This is a genomic window from Pseudomonas sp. JS425, from assembly GCF_018223845.1.
GTDB lineage: Bacteria > Pseudomonadota > Gammaproteobacteria > Pseudomonadales > Pseudomonadaceae > Aquipseudomonas > Aquipseudomonas asiatica.
On sequence record NZ_CP073661.1, the window covers coordinates 1,692,988 to 1,710,817 of the forward strand.

Here is a 17,830-nt window from a genome sequence, read left to right on the forward strand (position 1 = left end):
TTAAAACAAACCCACATTGTCTGGAATGTGGCTATGGGCGTCTGTTTCGCCCGAATCTACAGGAATTAAAATGAGCGAAAGCTTTGCAGAACTCTTTGAAGAAAGCCTGAAAACCCTCAATCTTCAGCCGGGTGCCATCATCACCGGTATCGTTGTCGACATCGACGGCGACTGGGTTACCGTACACGCTGGCCTGAAGTCCGAGGGCGTCATCCCGCTCGAGCAGTTCTACAACGAAGCTGGCGAGCTGACCATCAAGGTCGGTGACGAAGTTCACGTTGCGCTGGACGCGGTCGAAGACGGCTTTGGCGAAACCAAGCTGTCCCGTGAAAAAGCCAAGCGCGCCGAGTGCTGGATTGTTCTGGAAGCAGCTTTCGCCGCCGAAGAAGTGGTCAAGGGCGTTATCAACGGTAAGGTTAAGGGCGGCTTCACTGTTGACGTTAACGGCATCCGTGCGTTCCTGCCGGGCTCCCTGGTTGATGTCCGCCCTGTGCGCGACACCACCCACCTGGAAGGCAAAGAGCTGGAATTCAAGGTCATCAAGCTGGACCAGAAGCGCAACAACGTTGTCGTTTCCCGTCGCAGCGTGCTGGAAGCCGAGAACAGCGCCGAGCGCGAAGCCCTGCTGGAAACCCTGCAGGAAGGCCAACAAGTCAAAGGTATCGTCAAGAACCTCACCGACTACGGCGCCTTCGTCGACCTGGGCGGTATCGACGGCCTGCTGCACATCACCGACATGGCCTGGAAGCGCATCAAGCACCCATCGGAAATCGTTAACGTTGGCGACGAAGTCGACGTACGCGTTCTGAAGTTCGACCGTGAGCGCAACCGCGTTTCGCTGGGTCTGAAGCAGATGGGCGAAGATCCGTGGGTAGCTATCACTGCCCGTTACCCAGAAGGTACTCGCGTACAGGCTCGCGTTACCAACCTGACCGACTACGGCTGCTTCGCTGAGCTGGAAGAAGGCGTTGAAGGTCTGGTACACGTTTCCGAAATGGACTGGACCAACAAAAACATCCACCCGTCGAAAGTCGTTCAGGTTGGCGACGAAGTGGAAGTCATGGTTCTGGACATCGACGAAGAGCGTCGTCGTATCTCCCTGGGCATCAAGCAGTGCAAGTCCAACCCATGGGAAGACTTCTCCGGCCAGTTCAACAAGGGTGACAAGATCACCGGTACCATCAAGTCGATCACCGACTTCGGTATCTTCATTGGTCTGGACGGCGGCATCGACGGCCTGGTTCACCTGTCCGACATCTCCTGGAACGAAACCGGCGAAGAAGCCGTGCGTCGTTTCAAGAAGGGCGACGAGCTGGAAACCGTCATCCTGTCGGTCGACCCAGAGCGCGAGCGCATCTCCCTGGGCATCAAGCAGCTGGAAGACGATCCGTTCTCCAACTTCGTTGCTGTCAATGACAAGGGCGCTATCGTCAAGGGCATCGTGAAAGAAGTTGACGCCAAAGGCGCCATCGTCACTCTGGCCGACGACATCGAAGCTACTCTGAAAGCTTCCGAAATCAGCCGTGACCGCGTTGAAGACGCGCGTAACGTCCTGAAGGAAGGCGAAGAGATCGAAGCCAAGATCATCAGCGTTGACCGCAAGTCCCGCGTTATCAGCCTGTCCATCAAGTCGAAGGACGATGCTGAAGAGCGCGAAGCCATCCAGAGCCTGAAAAACGCTCCGGAAGCGGCTGCCGACACCACCATGGCTGCGCTGCTGCGCGAAGCAATGGCCAAGCAGAACTGAGTTCTGTTTGATCGGTAAAAAAAGGCGACCTTCGGGTTAATGCCAGTCAGTTAAGACTGACGCTTTGAGCTTTAGCCCGTAGGCCGCAAAATCCGATGCTTGGAAACGAGCATCGGATTTTTTATGCGCCTGTCACAAGCCCTCTCCCTCACTCACGAAATGGCATCGCGGCCACATGCCCTCGAGGGGCTGGGGGGCGTTGCTCGATCCTGATCTTGTGCAACAAGCTTTTGAGACGGCAGGTGTCGCGACCATTCGCAAGCGACGCCTCCCGCTTGAGAGCCTGGTGTGGTGCATCATCGGCATGGCGCTGTTCCGCCGTATGTCGGCTTGGGATGTCGTAAACCACATGGACATCATGCTGCCGGGCAAGAGGCCTCTGGTGGCCCCCAGTGCTGTTGTACAAGGGCGGCAGCGACTGGGCAGTGAAGCTGTACGTGAAGTTTTCACGCTCACTCAGCAGCGGTGGCACGAAGAAACCAAGCACCCGCACTGGTTGGGCTTGACGCTGCTTGGTGTGGACGGTGTTGTCTGGAGTACGCCTGACACAGCTGAAAACCGTGCGTTTTACGGGGGCGCTACCAATCAGCATGGGGATGGCGGTTTTCCTCAGGTTAGGATGGTCTGCCAGATGGAGCTGACCAGCCACTTACTGATAAACAGCACTTTCGAGAGCTACCACAGTAGTGAAATGAAGCTGGCAGAGCAGCTGATCGCGACCACGCCGAACCACTCGCTGACCCTGTTCGATAAAGGTTTCTATTCGTTGGGCTTGCTGCACCACTGGCAGTCACAAGGTGAGCATCGACACTGGCTGATCCCTGTGAAAAAGGGCACTCAGTACGAGGTGGAACACACGCTAGGACGCAACGATGCCGTGGTCGTCCTGCGCACATCGCCCCAGGCCCGCAAGCAATGGCCAGGCTTGCCGCTGGAAATGCGGGCACGACTGCTGAGCAAAACAATCAAAGGAAAGGTTGTGAGTGTCTTGACCTCAATGACCGATGCGCAGCGCTTCCCTGGCGATGAGATCGTTGATCTTTACAGTCAGCGCTGGGAAATCGAGCTGGGTTATCGGGAGATCAAACAAGGACTTCTGGGGGGCGAATACACCCTGAGAAGCAAGACGCCGGAGATGATTGCGCAAGAGCTGTGGGGCGTGCTGTTGGGCTACAACCTATTGCGTTATCAGATGGTGCAGATGTCGAGACAGTGCCCAGGCGTGTACCCATGCGAGATGAGCTTTACCGCTTGTAGCTGGGCGATTCTGGGCTTGCTGCATGGCACGTCATTAAACCATCCCGGCAACTTGCCAGGTTTTTTGGCAGATCTGCAGGCGTCAGCGGCTCAGTATGTCCTACCCCATCGGCGACCCGATCGATGGTTCCCCAGAGTGGTGAAGCAGCGCCCTGCAAAATATCCGACCCGAAAATGAAAATGCCAGTCAGCTTAACTGACTGGCATTAACCTTCGGGTCGCCTTTTTTTTATGCTGAAAGAAGGCCATGTCGGGGGATTGTGCGATGTTGATGTTTGGCGACGTCATGGAAGGTCGCGGGCGCGATAACAATTTCCTGATCATCAGGCTGCTGGCGGCAACTGCCGTCGTGGTGGGGCATTCCTTTGCGCTCTCCTATCTGGAGTGCCTGGGTTGCACCGACCCTGGGCTGCTGCTGGGCATGCCGGTGCCCGTACATAGCCTGGGCGTGGAAGTATTCTTCATGGTCAGCGGTTTCCTGATCGCGGCCAGTGGAGAAAAAAATAGCACCCGGGATTTCTACCTGGCCCGCGCATTGCGGATCTTGCCTGGCTTGCTTGTGTGCCTGCTGCTTATGGCCTTTGTGCTAGGGCCTGTCATTACCTCGCTGCCGCTTGATGAGTATCTTTCCCAGCGTCAGGTTTACAGGTACGTCTATAGCCCATTGCTGGTTTTCAAGGATGCCCAGTTCCTCTTGCCTGGGGTGAGCTTTACCCCGCGCCCCTATGGGGCTTCGGTCAATGGCAGCCTGTGGACCATCCCATTGGAAATGCGCATGTACGTGGTGCTGTGGCTATTGGTGCTGGTGGCCAAGGTTTGCCGGTGGCCGATGACAGGTTTGACGCTTGCCGCGTTGGTGGTTGCACTGGGGTTGCATACCCTGCATCCAGCCTTTGCGGAGTACCCGTTCAAGTTGGTGGTGTGCTTCCTGGCAGGGGCGGTGTTCTATTCGCACCGGGCGGTGATCCCGTATACCGGCTGGCTGTTGTTTGCCTTTGTTGCGTTGTTCGTGTTGGCCAAGGGTGGGCGTCTTGAGGTTTTTGCGTTTGCCGTTCTGACGATGTACGGCACGTTGTACGTAGCTTATTGCCCGCAGTTGAAGCTTCCTTCGTTTGTGGAGGATTACTCGTACGGTATCTACCTGTATGCATTTCCGATCCAGCAAGTGTTGGCGTGGGCAATGCCATGGGCCGGGCCTTACTGGCTGATGTTGGCGGCTGTGCCGGCGTCCTGGTTGGCGGGGTATGTGTCGTGGGGGCTGGTAGAGAAGCCTGCCTTGGCGATGCGCAAACGCTTTTCCCAAGCGGGCTCCCGGCAGCAATTGGCATAGGCGTCCGGGCTCCAGCAGCTGGCGTGTCCGCCCCCCCTCAGTGGGATAATGGTGTGTCCACCTCTCCGGAAACTGGCGCGATCCCTCTGTGGGAGCGGGTTCACCCGCGAACACCGGCGTAGCCGGTGCCATCCATGGCATCGCCTGCTCCCACAGAAGGTGGTGTAGCCTTCAGTGCATGTGCTACCTCAGCGGTATAACGGTGTGCCCAACTCTCCCGAAACTGGCGCGATCCCCTGTGGGAGCGGGCATGCCCGCGAAGCAGGCGACGCGATGGATGGCACCGGCTACGCCGGTGTTCGCGGGTGAACCCGCTCCCACAGAGGGTGGTGTGGCCTTCAAGGCATGTGCTGCCTCAGTGGTATATCGGTGTGCCCCCCACCTTTCCGGAAACTGGCGCGATCCCCTGTGAGAGCGGGCATGCCCGCGAAGCAGGCGACGTGATGGATCGCACCGGCTATGCCGGTGTTCGCGGGCGCGCCCGCTCCCACAGAGGGTGGTGTGGCCTTCAATGCATGTGCTGCCTCAGTGGTCTATCGGTGTGCCCCCCACCTTTCTGGAAACTGGCGCGATCCCCTGTGGGAGCGGGCATGCCCGCGAAGCAGGCGACGCGATGGATGGCACCGGCTACGCCGGTGTTCGCGGGCGCGCCCGCTCCCACATGGGCTGTGCTGGCTTCAAGGCAGGTGATGTCCATGCGGGGAGCAGTGGTCTGGCCCATGTTCCCAGTACTTGCACGATCCCCTTGTGAAGCAGCCCTGTGTCGCGAAAAGCCTGCTCTCAACAGGCCGGTACCTGGCTTCGAAGCAGGTAGCATCTCTGCAGGGCCAGCGACCCAAGCCCGATTTCCAAAAGCCTGCATTATCCCTGTGGGAGCTGGCTTGCCGGCGATGAGGCCGGGCCTGCCAGGCGCCGCCAGCTAGACCATTCCTGTAAAACTTCAATCTTGAATTTTTTTATTAAGTCAAGAACCACCCTGTTCAAATCCCTCCCAGCGTGCTACAAACTGGTTAAGCAATGATCTAGCTGCTTGATAACGAAGGGAAAAATATGACGAAGTCGGAGCTGATCGAACGTATTGTCACCCATCAGGGGCTGCTCTCGTCCAAGGACGTGGAGCTGGCCATCAAGACCATGCTTGAGCAGATGTCACAATGCCTTGCCACCGGCGATCGCATCGAGATCCGCGGTTTCGGCAGCTTCTCGCTGCACTATCGCGCCCCTCGCGTAGGCCGTAACCCGAAGACCGGCCAGTCGGTCAGCCTCGAAGGCAAGTTCGTGCCGCACTTCAAGCCCGGCAAAGAGTTGCGCGATCGGGTCAATGAAGAAGAGCATGAGGCCCACACCTGATTCCACAAGGAGCAATCTGATGCGTAACCTCAAGCGCGCCCTGGCGGCGGTGTTCGTGCTGCTGTTGGCGGCTGTGGTGCTGTTCTTCGTGCTGGAGAACCAGCAAACCGTCTCGTTGGTCCTGTTCGGTTGGGCTGCCCCGGCCATGCCGGTCGCAGTGCTGGTTCTGGCCGCCCTGGTCATTGGCCTGGCAGTCGGGCCGTTGCTGGGTGCCTACGGCGTGCAGCGCAGCAAGCGCAAGATTCGCGCCTCTGCGCGGCAAGCAGCGTTGAGCGGCAATTAAGACAATTCCTACCCTGTTTAAGGAAGGGGTACCTTCGCGCGCACTCGTCGTCATGGAGTAATAGGCCACTTCATTTTCGACTCAGGCGAGTGTGTAGCATGGAATATCCTTCCCTTTTTCATCACGGCGGCACCCGGGGTGTTACCGGTTCTTGCCATCAACTCCACCTCGATGCAGTGACTAGCCTGCTGGTAGACTGTGGTCTCGAGCAGGGCGCCGACGTCACCCCGGGCGCAGAACTCGCGCCGCTCGCTTTCGATATCCAGGGTATCCAGGCTCTGGTCGTCACCCATGTACATCTCGATCACGTAGGTCGTATCCCCGCACTGCTCGCTGCAGGCTTCCGCGGCCCGATCTTGTGCAGCGAACCATCGGCGAAGCTGCTGCCGCTGGTGCTGGAGGATGCCTACAAGCTGGGTATAAGCGCTGACCCCGTTCAGGTCGATCGCTACCTTGCGTTGTTGCAGCGACTCATCGTTGCGCTGCCTTTCGAGCAATGGCATCCCGTTGTCGAGTGTGGGGGTGTTGCTTGTTCCATTCGGTTGCAGCGTGCCAGCCACCTTCTGGGGTCGGCGTATGTGGAATGTGATGTGCGCTACCCAGGCATTGAGCCCAGTTCGCGCATCGTTTTCTCGGGCGATCTCGGCGCGCCCGGCAATCCGCTGTTGCGTCCAGTTCAGCCGCCTGAGCGGGCCGACGTACTGGTGCTGGAGAGCACTTATGGTGATCGGCTGCACCCTGATCGCAGTGATCGGCAGCAACGTTTGGAAGCGGCCATCGATCGTGCGCTGGCTGATGGCGGCACCATTCTCATACCGGCATTCAGTCTCGGCCGGACGCAGGAATTGCTGTATGAGATCGAAGGCATTCTTCACCGCAGGGCCTTGCTGAACAAAGCCGGCCCGGCCCCCGCTGGCGACCCGCTCGACTGGTCGCAGCTGCCCATCATCCTCGATTCACCCCTGGCCCAGCGCATCACTGGCGTGTACCGGGAGTTGCACGACTACTGGAATGCCGAAGCCAGGGCGCGCCTTGCCGAAGGGCGCGACCCGCTGGGTTTCAGTCAGTTGATCAGCGTGGACAGCCACGCTCGCCACCAGCAGGTGGTCAATTACCTCAAGAGCACCGGGCGGCCGGCGATTGTCATTGCCGGCAATGGCATGTGCTCGGGTGGGCGCATCGTCAATTACCTCAAGGCCATGCTGGGGGATTCGCGGCATGAGGTGATGTTTGTCGGTTATCAGGCAAAGGGCACTCCGGGAGCTGTTATCCAGGCCTGTCAAGGTGCAGAGGGCTTTGTGCAGGTCGATCTGGATGGGCGAATGTATGAAGTCAAGGCGAAAGTGATTACGCAGAGTAGCTATTCGGGCCATGCCGACCAAAGTGGCCTGGTGAAGTTCGTCGAGGGCATGCCCTGTGCTCCGGGGAGGGTTGTCCTGATGCATGGCGAGCGGCACGCAAAAGTGTCCCTGAAGCAGGCGCTGGAGGCGCGTCTGGCGGCCTTGGGGCGACCGGTGGCTGTTTTTATTGCGCGATAGGTTTGGTGCTCACTGAACATTGGCGGGTGATGTTGTCTGATATTCGCTATAATCGGCTGCGGCAAAAACTGAGTGCAACACCTGGCCAATCCGGTACGGTGTGCACATGTCTTACCATGAACTCAGTATTGAAAAACGCATCACGATCCAACTCGCCCAGCTTCAGGGTCTGAGCCAAAGGGAAATCCTGAAAAAGACTTCCTGATTTGGCAAAATCCCCGGACACCAATCGCCGAGCTTTTCGATGATGAAACAAATGACCTTCGCCGATGCCGAGTACGCCGGTAAGCGCAAGCAGACCCGCAAGGAGCTGTTCCTGATAGAGATGGATCGGGTCGTACCCTGGGAGGGTTTGATTGCTCTGATCAAACCTCATTACCCAAAGGGCGAAGGGGGCCGTCCAGCCTATCCGCTGATGGCGATGCTGCGGATTCATCTAATGCAGAACTGGTTCGGTTACAGCGATCCGGCGATGGAAGAGGCGCTGTACGAGACGACGATCCTGCGCCAGTTTTCCGGTCTGAGCCTGGAGCGAATCCCGGATGAAACCACCATCCTCAACTTCCGTCGCCTGCTGGAAAAGCATGAGTTGGCCACCGGTATTCTCGGCGTGATCAATGGCTATTTGGGCGACCGTGGCTTGTCACTGCGACAAGGCACCATCGTCGATGCCACTCTGATTCATGCGCCCAGTTCGACCAAGAACAAGGACGGCAAACGCGACCCGGAAATGCATCAGACCAAGAAGGGCAACCAGTATTACTTCGGTGCCAAAGCTCACATTGGTGTCGACGATGAGTCCGGGCTTGTGCACAGCGTGGTGGTCACTGCGGCCAACGTCGCGGACGTAACCCAAGTCGACAAACTGCTGCACGGTGGTGAGAACGTGGTCTGCGCTGATGCGGGCTATACCGGTGTAGAGAAGCGTGAAGAGCATGAGGGGCGCCAAGTCATCTGGCAGATTGCAGCCCGGCGCAGCACTTACAAAAAGCACGGTAACCGCAGCGCGTTATACAAAGCGATACGTAAGATCGAAAGAGCCAAGGCCCAGGTTCGCTCCAAGGTTGAGCATCCATTTCGGGTGATCAAGCGCCAGTTTGGTTATACGAAAGTGCGCTTCCGAGGCTTGGTGAAAAACACTGCTCAGATGGTGACGCTGTTCGCCCTGTCGAACATTTGGATGGCGCGTCGACATTTGCTCTCCAATGCAGGAGAGGTGCGTCCGTGAAGAGTGAAGTGACTGCTGCGAGGTGCTTGCAGCGGCAAAAAAGGCTGAAATAGACGGCAGGTTTGACCGGGATTTGAGCGGCTACCGTTTTTTGAAAGTGTCGATGGCGAAGTAGCCGGAAAACAGGGGCTACTTCAGACCATCCAAAGAGCGATCGCCCGGATGCTTGGTCGCAGCCCTTCGACCATCAGCCGTGAGCTCCGTCATAACGCCGCCAATGCCTCGCCCTATTCGGATAGCCCGGCTCAGCAGCAGATGTGCCAACGCCGTAAAGTCTGTCGACCCACGCGCAAGCTCGATCCAGGTGGCGAACTGTTCGACCTGGTGGTTTATCTGCTGCGACAGCGCTTTTCTCCTCAACAAATTGCCGGCAAACTCCGACGCATGGAATTCCCAAAGCTTGAAGACGCCTACGTCTGTCGCGAAACGATCTACAACGCCATCTATGCATTGCCGGTGGGTGAGCTTATTTGCTTGCGACAAGGCAAAACCAGCCGTCGCCCACGTTCTGGCGGGGTGGATCGCCGTGGCCAGATTCCTGACCTTGTCAGCATTCACGTTCGTCCGCCTGAGGCAGAAGACCGTCTGACCCCCGGTCATTGGGAAGGCGACCTCATCAAGGGCAAAGGCAATGCTTCGGCGGTTGGCACGTTGGTGGAGCGCAGTACGGGGTACCTGATGCTGATCAAGATGCATGACGCTACCGCGACCTCGGCTGTCGAAGGTTTCAGTGCTGCTTTGAACCGCATGCCTCTGGCGGCGCGCAAAACGATGACCTACGACCAAGGCCGGGAAATGGTGCGTCACGCCGAGATCACCCAGCGCACCGGAGTGGCTGTTTACTTCTGAGACCCGCATAGCCCTTGGCAGCGCGGTGGCAACGAAAATATCAACGGCCTGATTCGCCAGTATCTGCCCAAGGGCACTGAATCGCCCCTGGTTTTCTAGACACTCTCCAAGCTCAGGAAATAGCGTTTCTCATACTCTACTGGAGACAGCTGCATAGCACTGCTGTGTCGGCGTTTAGGGTTATAGAACATCTCGATGTAATCGAAAATATCACTTCGGGCTTCTTCACGGGTTGTGTAGATCTTTCGTCGGATTCGCTCTCGCTTCAAAAGCTGGAAAAAGCTCTCGGCTACGGCATTGTCGTGGCAGTTTCCCCGCCGGCTCATGCTGCTGATTACATTGTTGGCCTTCAAAAAGCTTTTCCAATCCGAGCTACTGAACTGACTGCCTTGATCTGAGTGAATCATAACTTGCTGCTGAGGCTTGCGTCGCCAAACAGCCATCAACATCGCGTCGATAGCCAGGTCGCTGCACATCCTTGGCTTCATTGACCAACCAATTACTTGGCGTGAGAAGAGATCCAGCACTACCGCGAGGTAGAGCCACCCTTCATAGGTGCGGATGTAAGTGATATCTGTCACCCAGACCTTGTTCGGCTCACTTACCTTGAACTGCCGCGCGAGGTGGTTGGGCGAGGCCACTGTTGGTTTTCCACCATAGAACCCTGGACGCCGCCGATAGCCCGTTTGAGAACGCAGCCCCTCCGCCTGCATCAAGCGCCTGACTCGATTTCGGCCGCATTCCTCTCCCAGCTCACGCAGGTCATCGTGAATTTTGCGGTAGCCGTATACACCTCCGCTTTCCAGCCAAGCGTGTTTGATCAAGCCAAGCAGACGTTGATCTTCTTTTGCTCGGGCAGATTGAGGCTCGGCCAGCCAGGCGTAATAGCCGCTGGGGTGCACCTTGAGGGTTTGGCAAAGGCGCCGCACCGGGTAATCAGTCGAGTGCTTCTTGATGAAGGCGTACTTCAGCCGCACTCCTTGGCAAAGTACGCGGCGGCCTTTTTTAAGATGTCTCGCTCTTCCGTCACGCGCTTGAGTTCAGCGCGTAGCTTGCGCAGTTCGGCCTGCTGATCGTCGTCTTGCTGACGCTGCTCTTGGGGCTTGCTGTAGACCTTGATCCAGGCGTAAAGACTGTGCACGGACATGCCCAGGCGCTGGGCGACATCGGCGACAGGTTTGCCTTTCTCGGTCACTTGCTTGACCGCTTCGATCTTGAATTCTTCGGGGTAACGCTGACGACTCATGGCACCTCCTATTTGGGCCTCATTATGAGGCTTGGAGGTGTCTACGAAACCAGGGGCGATTCACACGGACTTGTCTGGTCATAGCCAAGAGCAGTTGGATGCAATCGCGTATGAGCTCAATATTCGGCCGCCAGCGTTTTGATTACCAATGCCCAATCGAAATGATGACGCAGATGATGGCTCGGCATCACGAGCGTCCATCCTTAATTCAATAGCCCTGTGTTGCACTCAGCTTCTGAAACCGCCATCTGTTTCGTGGCCCTGACAGGTGCGGCTTTTGGCCCCTGGATCTCTGGTGGCGGGCGCGTTTCCAGTGCTTGGCGGGCAGCTACTGAGAAAAAACTCTGGTATTCTAACAGCCTAGCTTGGGTCCTGAGCCTATGGAAGGCTAGGGATTAAACACGTTGGGCGCTTACAGTTAGCGCCGTTGCGGCTGTCGCGGCGGCGGTCAGATATAAGACACATGCAGGTTTCCTGAGGTTGATAGCGCTCAGGGCCTTTAAGGACTCGAATATGGAATTGATCCCGGTAATTCTATCCGGTGGCGTCGGCAGCCGTTTGTGGCCAGTATCCCGTGAGGCTCATCCGAAGCCGTTCATGACCCTGCCAGATGGCCAGAACCTCATCCAGAAGACGTTTACCCGTGCGGCGCGTCTGGATGGTGTGGTTGAGGTGCTGACAGTCACTAACCGCGAGCTTCTGTTCAAGACCGAAGATGAATACCGCGGTGTCAATTCCCAGCACCTTACCCAAGGCTTCATCCTCGAGCCGTTTGGTCGCAATACCGCAGCAGCAGTGGCTGCTGCCGCACTGCAGCTGTTTCAGACCCATGGCTCGCAGGCGTACATGCTGGTACTGGCCGCTGATCATTTGATCCAGGACGAGAGAGCCTTTTCCGACGCAGTGGGCAAAGCGATGTACTTGGCCGAGAAGGGTTGGCTGGTGACCTTCGGTATCAAACCGCAGTACCCAGAAACCGGCTTCGGCTACATTGAGGCTGCCGCCGATGGTGTGCTTGATGGTGGGCTCAAGGTCGAGCGCTTTGTCGAAAAACCTGACCAGAAGACCGCCGAAGGGTATGTCGCCGCTGGCAATTACTTCTGGAACGCTGGCATGTTCTGCTTCCAGGTTGGTGCTGTGATCGAGGAGTTCAAGGCCCATGCGCCCGACGTGCTTGATGCTGTCGCGCAAACCCTCGAGACTTCTCGCCGCTCCACCTCCACCGGTTATAGCTGCCTGGCCCTGGATGCCGAAAGCTTTGCCAAGGTGCCGGACATTTCCATTGACTATGCGCTGATGGAACGGTCAAGCAAGGTCGCAACCATTCCCTGCGACATCGGTTGGAGCGATATCGGTTCGTGGAACGCGGTCAGCGAGCTGACCGCGCCGGACGAGCATGGCAACCGCTTCGAAGGCGAAGTCATGGCTTACGGCGCGAGCAACAACTATGTGAGCACCGAGGATCGGCTTGCGGCTCTGGTTGGGGTTCAAGACCTGCTGGTGGTCGATACCCCGGATGCATTGCTGATTGCGCACAAGGATCATGCTCAGGACGTCAAGCACATCGTCAAACGCCTGAAAAGCGACGGCCATGCCGCTCACATGCTGCACCAGACGGTGCACCGTCCGTGGGGTACATACACCACGCTCGAAGATGGTGAGCGTTTCAAGATCAAACGCATCGTCGTCAAGCCCAAGGCCTCGCTGTCGCTGCAGATGCACCACCACCGCAGTGAGCACTGGATCGTGGTGAGCGGCATGGCCGTGGTGGTCAACGATGACCAGGAGCTGATGCTCAATACCAACGAATCCACCTTCATTCGTGCCGGCCACAAGCATCGTCTGCAAAACCCAGGTGTCATAGACCTGGTACTGATCGAAGTGCAGAGCGGCGACTATCTCGGTGAAGACGATATCGTCCGCTTCGAGGACAAGTACGGTCGTTGCGACGGCTGAGTTAGGCTTTTTCCCTCCCCGACCCCCGGGGCCTTTTTGAGGTGCCTGGGGGGCAACATTCATGCGGCAGAACATTCGCCGGCCATCCCCTTTTAATCGGTGCTCGCCCATGCGAGGCCGTATCGAGAGAGATGTATGTACGATCCTATTCAGACCCGCTGCTTCAAAGCCTATGACATCCGCGGCCAAGTGCCGACTGACCTCAATGAGGATATTGCCTACCGTATCGGTCGTGCCCTGGTCGCCCAGCTGGGTGGGCGCAGCTATGTGGTCGGCCGGGACATGCGCCTGGAAAGTCCGAGTCTGTCCCGCGCTGTGATGAAGGGTTTGAGCGAAGGTGGCGCTGATGTGATCGATATCGGCCTGTGCGGCACCGAGGAAGTCTATTTTGCCACCAGCCATTACCAGGCTGATGGCGGCATCATGGTTACCGCAAGCCACAACCCCAAGGGTTACAACGGTATGAAGCTGGTGCGCGAGCAGTCGCGTCCGATCAGTGGAGACACGGGGCTCAACGATATCCGTCAGCGCGTCGAAACAGGAGATCTCGGTATCCGGGCGTCTTGCCCCGGTGTTGTGCGTGAAGCCTTCGGCAAGACGTCCTACATTGACCACCTGCTGACCTACATCGACCTGTCTGCGCTCAAGCCGCTGAAGGTGCTGGCCGACCCTGGCAATGGTGCTGCCGGTCCGGTGCTCGAGTTGCTCAAGGCGCGCCTGTCGCTTGATATCAGCGTCATCAATGGTGAGCCCGATGGCCACTTTCCCAACGGCATCCCCAACCCATTGCTGCCGGAAAACCGCGACCTGACCCGGCAAGCCGTACTCGATACTGGTGCCGACATCGGTATTGCCTTTGATGGCGACTTCGACCGCTGCTTCTTCTTCGACAACGATGGCCGCTTCATCGAGGGTTACTACGTGGTTGGCCTGTTGGCTGAAATGCTGCTGGCCAAGCACCCGGGCAGCAAGATCATCCATGACCCGCGCCTGACCTGGAATACGATCGAACAAGTCCATGCTGCCGGTGGCCAGGCCATCCAGAGCAAGACTGGCCATGCCTTTATCAAGGAGCGCATGCGTGCCGAAGACGCCGTTTACGGCGGCGAAATGAGCGCACACCACTACTTCCGGGACTTCGCCTACTGCGACAGTGGAATGATTCCTTGGTTGTTGGTAGTGGCACTGATTTCCTCGTCCGGTCTCACGCTTTCTGAAATGGTTGACCGACGAATTAGAATGTATCCTTGTAGTGGTGAAGTAAATTACAAGGTTAAAGATGCTGAGGCGCTCATCGAGTCGGTGCAAGCTTTTTATCAGTCGTCTGCTATTAAAGTAGAGCGTGTGGATGGGCTGAGTATGGAGTTTGAAACTTGGCGTTTCAATGTGCGCTCATCCAATACGGAGCCTCTTCTTCGACTGAACGTGGAAGCGAAGGAGGGTGAGGATCTGGAGAAGAAGTTTAATGAGGTGGAACGTCTGATCAAGGCAGGCGCTTCGTCATGCTGACGGTTGAAATGACCTGTGTGAAAAGTACCGATGCAGCAAGGGTTAAACAAAAGTGAAGAGCGTTTTAATTTTATCTACCTATCCTTTTGTTGAAGCGCGTCATGGCGGGCAAGTTCGCCTCGCTAATCTTGTGAGTGCGTATCGTGCTGCGGGTTGGGATGTTTCCAGTGTTGCCGTTTATGAGCCGGAAGGGTATGGATGTGGCCCGGTAGGGGCGCATGATACCGAGTTTGGAGCAACCTCAAAGTATCGTTACTACAAGGGTGAAAAGATGCCCTTGATCAACGACTTCCTGAGCGGAGCGTTTGCTTCGGCGAAAGATGGTGCGCTGAACAAGATTCTTGCAACGCTCCCTTCAGCACTTGACGTCATTCACGTGGAGCAACCTTGGTTGTGGCCCTTGGCAAAAAAAATCAAGGCGCTGGATGCTTACCGCAATGTGCTGATGGTTTATGGATCTCAGAATATTGAAGCACCGCTCAAGCAGGAAATTCTGGAGAGCTGTGGTGTTGACAATTACGAAGGCATTGTTGCAGAGATCGAAGCGTTAGAACGAGAGGTTGTTTGCGAGGCCGATCTGGTTGCGGCCGTCACCGAGGCGGATCGGGACATTCTCGAACGCTGGGGCGCAAGTCGAGCGGTGCTTGCATCGAACGGTATCGCGCCGTGGCATACCGACGACACGACGGTGCAGAAATGGAAGGCGCGCCTCCCCAAGCAGCCTTGGATTCTTTACGTAGCGAGTGCACATCCGCCAAACTTTACTGGCTTCAATGATTGCATGGGCGGGGCGCTGGGCTGCATTCCCCCAGGTTCGAAGCTGGTGGTTGCAGGCAGCGTATGTGATCACCTGGCTTCGGAGTTGGCCAAAGGCAAATGGAATTTCCTTAACCTCTCCAAAGTGCAGTTGCTTCATGTACTGTCCGATAGTGATTTGGCCGCTGTCAAAAGCCTGGCGCATGCTTTTTTACTGCCAATCCCACACGGGGGGGGATCCAACATAAAAACCGCGGAAGCGCTGTACTCCGGAAAATATGTAGTGGGTACTGAGGCTGCGTTTCGTGGATTTGGTGATTACCTTGGCCTGCCAGGTGTCGAAGTCGCCCGAACACCCTCCGAGTTTCACGAGTTCATTAGGCTCAAGCTGAATGCGCCGGCGAATGCTGTGAATGAGGACGACATGTACTTCAGACAAGGGCTGACGTGGGCAAAGACGCTGCAGTCTATTCCTGCTGAGCTTGATGCCATTATGTTGGAGAGGCTATAGGTATGGCGGTTATTTGGCTGGATGTTACCACTATTCTGGGTTGGCGGCGGCCAGCGGTTGGTGTTGTTCGTACGGAAGCGGAATGTGCGGCCCACGCGCTACAACTGATACGCAGCGGCGAGTTGATCAAGTTTTGTGCTTTTGATTTTTCAAAGGGTTACTTCGCTGTCGAAGAGGCGACGGTGGTCGCTGCCCTGTCCAGAATAAGTAGTGTCCACGGTGGCAGTGGCGGTGTGAGCGATGCAAAAAAACAACTGCAGTTGCCGATTGAGCACCGTTTAAAACAGAAATTGATGCAGGTAATCGACCGGCTTCCCCTGGGGCTGAAAAGTCGAGTTTATGCCTATCTCCAGCCGAGGCGCTCCGCTGTTGTCGAGGGTGCTCGTGCCTTGAAGCAGATGTTGCGATCGCTGCGTACAATGCTCACTCGCTTGCCCGAGCCGGGCATTGCTCGGGGGCCGGTTGAGGCGGGGGAAGTATCTGCACCATTTCGTGCTGAAGATACCTATATTTCCATGGGGCTCGATTGGGATCAGAAAGACTTTTCCAGCCTTTGTCAGTTGAAAAAGCGGCTGAACTTCAAGGTCATTCTGTTCTGTTATGATGTGATCCCAACAAAGTTGCCGCATCTTTGTGTGGGGGATGTAGCGTCCAGATTCGCGCTGTATTTTTCAAACGTTGCCTGGTGCGCCGACAAGATTCTCTGCATTTCAGAGTGCTCCAAGCGTGATTTGCAAGCGCTGCTCAGTGAGTTGGGGGCCCCGCAGCCTCGGATGGAGGTCGTGCGTCTCGGTTGCGACCTGCCGAAAGAGGCGGTGAAGCCGTGCTCGAAAGCGCTTCGCGATATCATGGATCAACCCTATTTTCTTTTTGTCTCTACGATAGAGCGAAGGAAGAACCACGAAGTCTTGTACCGCGCGTATGCCCGGTTGGTGGATCGGGGTGTGACCAATTTGCCGTTGCTGGTCTTCGTTGGAATGCCGGGTTGGGGGGTTGGTGATCTTCTGAAAGACATACAACTTGACCCGAGGACCCAGAAATTTATAAGGATTCTCAATAATGTTGAGGACAGTGATTTGACGCACTTGTACCAAGGTGCTCATATGACACTGTATCCCTCGCTGTATGAAGGTTGGGGCTTGCCGGTTGCAGAGAGCTTGGCGTTTGGAAAGTTCTGCCTGGCGGCGAACAGTGCGTCAATTCCGGAAGTGGGTGGCGAATTTGTTGAGTACCTGGACCCCTGGAATGTCGAGGCGTGGGCAGACAGGTTGCTTTGGTACATTGAGCACCCGTGCGATGTAGAGTCCAAGCAAAAAAGGATCGCCGAAGCCTATGTTGTGACTTCGTGGGCGGACACGGCATGTTCTGTTTTTGAGCGTTTGCGGCCGGTTGCCAGTCAATAATCAAGGCTCGATCTTTGGTTATTGAGGATATTATTTTTCCACTTCAGATATATCGGTGTGCTGGATGAAGAAAAAAGCTGTCAGCGTGGCTTTAGGTGATATCAGTAATGCTGTTGCCCGGCACTCGCTGGTGAGGATGCTGGGGTGGCAGGATTTGCGCCAGCGCTATCGCCGTTCTGCATTAGGGCCCTTCTGGTTGACAATCAGCATGGGCGTTATGATCGGAACCATTGGCGTAGTGTTTGGGCAAATTTTCAAAGCGGCAATGGCTGAATTCTTGCCGTTCCTTGCCGTGGGGATGATTTTGTGGACTTTCATATCGACAGTGATCGGTGAGGGATGCGCCGGGTTCATTGCGGCTGAAGGGATAATCAAGCAGTTACCCATCCCGTTGTTCGTACATATTATGCGTCTGGTATGGCGAAATATTCTTATTCTTGCGCACAATATTGTCATCTTGCCGTTTGTCTTTTTCGCGGTGTCAAAATCCGTGGGCTGGGTGGCTTTGTATACGGTGCCCGGGTTTTTACTGTTGGTAATGAACCTATCTTGGATTGCGCTGCTGCTCGGTGTGATCTGTACCCGCTACAGGGATTTGCCACAGATCGTAACGAGTGTGTTGCAGGTGGTTTTCTATCTGACGCCGATCATGTGGATGCCCAGCCTACTGCCTGAGCGCTCGGGGCAATTGGTTTTGACCTACAACCCATTTTATCATTTGCTGGAAGTCGTGAGGGCTCCGATCATGGGGCAGGTTCCTGAGCCTGTGAACTGGTTGGTCTCGGCGGTTCTGGCTGTATCTGGCTGGATTCTGGTATTGGTGGTTTACGGCCGATACAAGTCAAGAATTGCTTATTGGCTCTAGTG

Annotated in this window: 12 protein-coding genes and 3 pseudogenes; 14 read left to right on the forward strand and 1 reads right to left on the reverse strand. The window is 56.4% G+C overall.

The annotated features are described in order from the left end of the window. The first annotated feature begins 70 nt into the window (after window positions 1-70). The 8 genes and pseudogenes from rpsA to KDB76_RS07805 form a co-directional block, all read left to right on the forward strand. Window positions 71-1,747, forward strand: coding sequence for a 30S ribosomal protein S1 (gene rpsA, locus KDB76_RS07770; RefSeq protein WP_003252673.1), 1,677 nt, complete (start codon window positions 71-73; stop codon window positions 1,745-1,747). Between the two features lie 123 nt (window positions 1,748-1,870). Further along, window positions 1,871-3,182 (forward strand): annotated as a pseudogene (locus KDB76_RS07775) (IS4 family transposase). A gap of 108 nt (window positions 3,183-3,290) precedes the next feature. Continuing rightward, complete coding sequence (locus KDB76_RS07780) at window positions 3,291-4,334, forward strand: acyltransferase (RefSeq protein ID WP_249206226.1); 1,044 nt, start codon at window positions 3,291-3,293, stop codon at window positions 4,332-4,334. A 1,050-nt stretch (window positions 4,335-5,384) separates the two neighbouring features. Further along, window positions 5,385-5,684, forward strand: coding sequence for an integration host factor subunit beta (gene ihfB / locus KDB76_RS07785; RefSeq protein ID WP_013971456.1), 300 nt, complete (start codon window positions 5,385-5,387; stop codon window positions 5,682-5,684). A gap of 19 nt (window positions 5,685-5,703) precedes the next feature. Next, entirely contained in the window at window positions 5,704-5,967 is a 264-nt protein-coding gene (locus KDB76_RS07790; protein WP_016715026.1) for a lipopolysaccharide assembly protein LapA domain-containing protein, read from the forward strand. 98 nt (window positions 5,968-6,065) lie between these two features. Continuing rightward, entirely contained in the window at window positions 6,066-7,505 is a 1,440-nt protein-coding gene (locus tag KDB76_RS07795; protein WP_038409047.1) for an MBL fold metallo-hydrolase, read from the forward strand. Window positions 7,506-7,752: 247 nt separating this feature from the next. Then, complete coding sequence (locus KDB76_RS07800) at window positions 7,753-8,733, forward strand: IS5-like element ISPa26 family transposase (RefSeq protein ID WP_024086516.1); 981 nt, start codon at window positions 7,753-7,755, stop codon at window positions 8,731-8,733. A 141-nt stretch (window positions 8,734-8,874) separates the two neighbouring features. Then, window positions 8,875-9,660: pseudogene (locus KDB76_RS07805) on the forward strand (IS30 family transposase); the annotation flags it as partial. Between the two features lie 17 nt (window positions 9,661-9,677). Here the strand turns inward: KDB76_RS07805 and KDB76_RS07810 are convergent. Then, window positions 9,678-10,828, reverse strand: a protein-coding gene (locus KDB76_RS07810; protein WP_087535084.1) for an IS3 family transposase whose coding sequence is annotated in 2 segments (ribosomal slippage) — window positions 9,678-10,594 and window positions 10,594-10,828 — 1,152 coding nt in all. Because the reading frame shifts where the segments join, the coding sequence is not laid out codon by codon here. Window positions 10,829-10,892: 64 nt separating this feature from the next. On the opposite strand from KDB76_RS07810, the pseudogene KDB76_RS07815 reads away from it, so the two are divergent. The 6 genes and pseudogenes from KDB76_RS07815 to KDB76_RS07840 all read left to right on the forward strand — a co-directional run. Then, window positions 10,893-11,043, forward strand: a pseudogene (locus KDB76_RS07815) (IS30 family transposase); the annotation flags it as partial. 298 nt (window positions 11,044-11,341) lie between these two features. Beyond that, the gene (locus KDB76_RS07820) at window positions 11,342-12,784 is read left to right on the forward strand and encodes a mannose-1-phosphate guanylyltransferase/mannose-6-phosphate isomerase (RefSeq protein WP_212632253.1); all 1,443 of its coding nucleotides are present in this window, start codon (window positions 11,342-11,344) and stop codon (window positions 12,782-12,784) included. A 135-nt stretch (window positions 12,785-12,919) separates the two neighbouring features. Further along, window positions 12,920-14,293: a phosphomannomutase gene (locus KDB76_RS07825; protein ID WP_212632254.1), complete on the forward strand. Its 1,374-nt coding sequence runs from the start codon at window positions 12,920-12,922 to the stop codon at window positions 14,291-14,293. A gap of 52 nt (window positions 14,294-14,345) precedes the next feature. Beyond that, a complete protein-coding gene (locus KDB76_RS07830; RefSeq protein ID WP_212632255.1) occupies window positions 14,346-15,560 on the forward strand; it encodes a glycosyltransferase in 1,215 nt (404 codons plus the stop codon). Window positions 15,561-15,562: 2 nt separating this feature from the next. Beyond that, window positions 15,563-16,963 carry a glycosyltransferase family 1 protein gene (locus tag KDB76_RS07835; protein WP_212632256.1) on the forward strand — a complete coding sequence of 467 codons (1,401 nt, stop codon included), beginning with the start codon at window positions 15,563-15,565 and terminating at the stop codon, window positions 16,961-16,963. 64 nt (window positions 16,964-17,027) lie between these two features. Beyond that, a complete protein-coding gene (locus KDB76_RS07840) occupies window positions 17,028-17,828 on the forward strand; it encodes an ABC transporter permease (protein ID WP_212632257.1) in 801 nt (266 codons plus the stop codon). Window positions 17,829-17,830 lie beyond the last annotated feature (2 nt).